Origin of the sequence: Acidovorax sp. HMWF018 (assembly GCF_003061035.1) — a bacterium.
GTDB classification, from domain to species: domain Bacteria; phylum Pseudomonadota; class Gammaproteobacteria; order Burkholderiales; family Burkholderiaceae_C; genus Acidovorax; species Acidovorax delafieldii.
On sequence record NZ_QAIM01000097.1, the window covers coordinates 1 to 1,998 of the forward strand.

The following is a 1,998-nucleotide window of genomic DNA, read 5'->3' on the forward strand; positions in this document are numbered from 1 at the left end:
TGGCATCTTTTCAGACACCGCGAGAGCCAATCTCTGGACTCCCACTTACTCGACCCGCGCAGAACACCTGCGTTTGGGGTCACTACGCTGCACTTCCGCGCCACGCGGAAAAACAGCACCGAAAATTCTTCAGACCGAAAGGGCCAGGGCTTACTTGGCCTTTGGCTTCTTCGCGCCGTACTTGGAGCGGGCTTGCTTGCGGTCTTTCACGCCCTGCAAGTCCAGCGAGCCACGCACGATGTGGTAACGCACACCGGGCAAGTCCTTCACACGACCACCGCGAACCAGCACCACGCTGTGTTCCTGCAGGTTGTGGCCTTCACCGCCGATGTAGGAGATCACCTCAAAACCGTTGGTCAGGCGCACCTTGGCGACCTTACGCAGAGCGGAGTTAGGCTTCTTAGGCGTCGTGGTGTACACACGGGTGCACACGCCACGGCGCTGTGGAGAGTTTTCCATCGCAGGGCTCTTGGACTTGGTCTTTTCGACCTCGCGCCCCTGACGGACCAGTTGATTAATGGTTGGCATGAAATACGTCCCTAAACGTGAATTTGCTTCGTGAAAGCGAAAACGTGAATCCCTTCGGAAATTCCGAAAAGCCTTCTAATGTAGCAGGATGCCCCCTGAAAGGCAAGCCCACTGCGGCTTGCAGCAGTTTCTGGCACCTTCAGCCACCCCGGTGATCTGACAGGAACTGGCCGCAAAAGGAGCGAAAAACAGGCCCGACATATGCCGGACCTGCGCAGCCAGCTATGGTTTCAGAAGTGGTTCGCCACCTTCTGCAACGCAGCGTCACTTGATCCAGAGGCGGATGGCATCCCAGGCACGGCCCAGGATGCCGGCCTGCTCCACCGCCTCCAGCGCCACCAGGGGCACTTCGCCGATAGACTGGTCGCCCAGCATGACCTTGAGGGTGCCAATGGCCTGGCCCTTGGTGTAAGGCGCCACGAGCGGATCGGGGCGGGCGATCTGGGTGGTGACCTTGCCAGCGCTGCCGGCGGGCACGGCGACCACGATGGCCTCCTCGCGGCCGATCTTCAGCACGCTGTCCTTGCCCTTCCAGACGGCAGGGGTCGCCACCGGCTTGCCTGCGTCAAACAACTTGACCGCCTCGAACGCGGTATAACCCCAGTTCAGCAGCTTCTGGCTTTCGTTCGCGCGCGCGTTTTCGCTCGCGGCACCCAGCACGATGGACAACAGGCGGCGCTGGCCCACGCCGGGGAATTCACGCTTGGACGTGGCCACCAGGCAGTAGCCCGCCGCAGCGGTGTGGCCGGTCTTGAGGCCATCGACCGTGGGATCGCGGAACAGCAGCGAATTGCGGTTGCTGCCGTTCGATGCCGGAGTACCCGGGTAGCTGTACTGCTTGGTGGAGTAATAGTGCATGTACTCCGGAAAATCCTTCATCAGCCGCATGGCCAGCACGGAGAGGTCGCGCGCCGTGGTGGTGTGGCCGGGCTCGGTCAGGCCTTCGGGGTTCTTGTAGCTCGTGCCCTTCATGCCCAGCGCCTGCGCCTGGTCGTTCATGAGCTTGACGAAGTTCTCGGCCGTGCCGCCCACGCCTTCGGCCAGGGCCATGGTGGCGTCGTTGCCGGACTGCACGATCATGCCCTTGATGAGGTCTTCGACCGGCACCTGCATCTTGGGGTCGATGAACATGCGCGAGCCGGGCATCTTCCAGGCGCGCACACTCACGGGCAGCTTCTGGTCCAGCGCGATCTTCTTGGAGCGCAGCGCATCAAACACCAGGTAGCCCGTCATGAGCTTGGTGAGCGAGGCCTGCTCCACAGGCGCGTCGATGTCCTTGGCGGCCAGCACCTGGTTGGCGGTGACATCCACCAGCAGGTAGGTGCGCGCGGCGATTTCGGGAGGCTGGGGCGCCTGGGCAAACGCGCCAAAGGCAGCCGGGGCCACCGCAGCAAAGACGGCCAGGGATCGCAACGCAGACAGGATTCGTTTCATGGGGCAGGAGGGGGCTGGAGAGGCTCGAAAAAAGGG

The 1,998-nt window shown here is 62.4% G+C and carries 2 protein-coding genes; both read right to left on the reverse strand.

The annotated features are described in order from the left end of the window. Positions 1–150: 150 nt before the first annotated feature. Complete coding sequence (gene rpsL, locus DBR23_RS03445; RefSeq protein ID WP_015012185.1) at positions 151–528, reverse strand: 30S ribosomal protein S12; 378 nt, start codon at positions 526–528, stop codon at positions 151–153. A gap of 264 nt (positions 529–792) precedes the next feature. Continuing rightward, the gene (locus tag DBR23_RS03450; protein WP_108497328.1) at positions 793–1,962 is read right to left on the reverse strand and encodes a D-alanyl-D-alanine carboxypeptidase family protein; all 1,170 of its coding nucleotides are present in this window, start codon (positions 1,960–1,962) and stop codon (positions 793–795) included. Between the last annotated feature and the right edge of the window lie 36 nt (positions 1,963–1,998).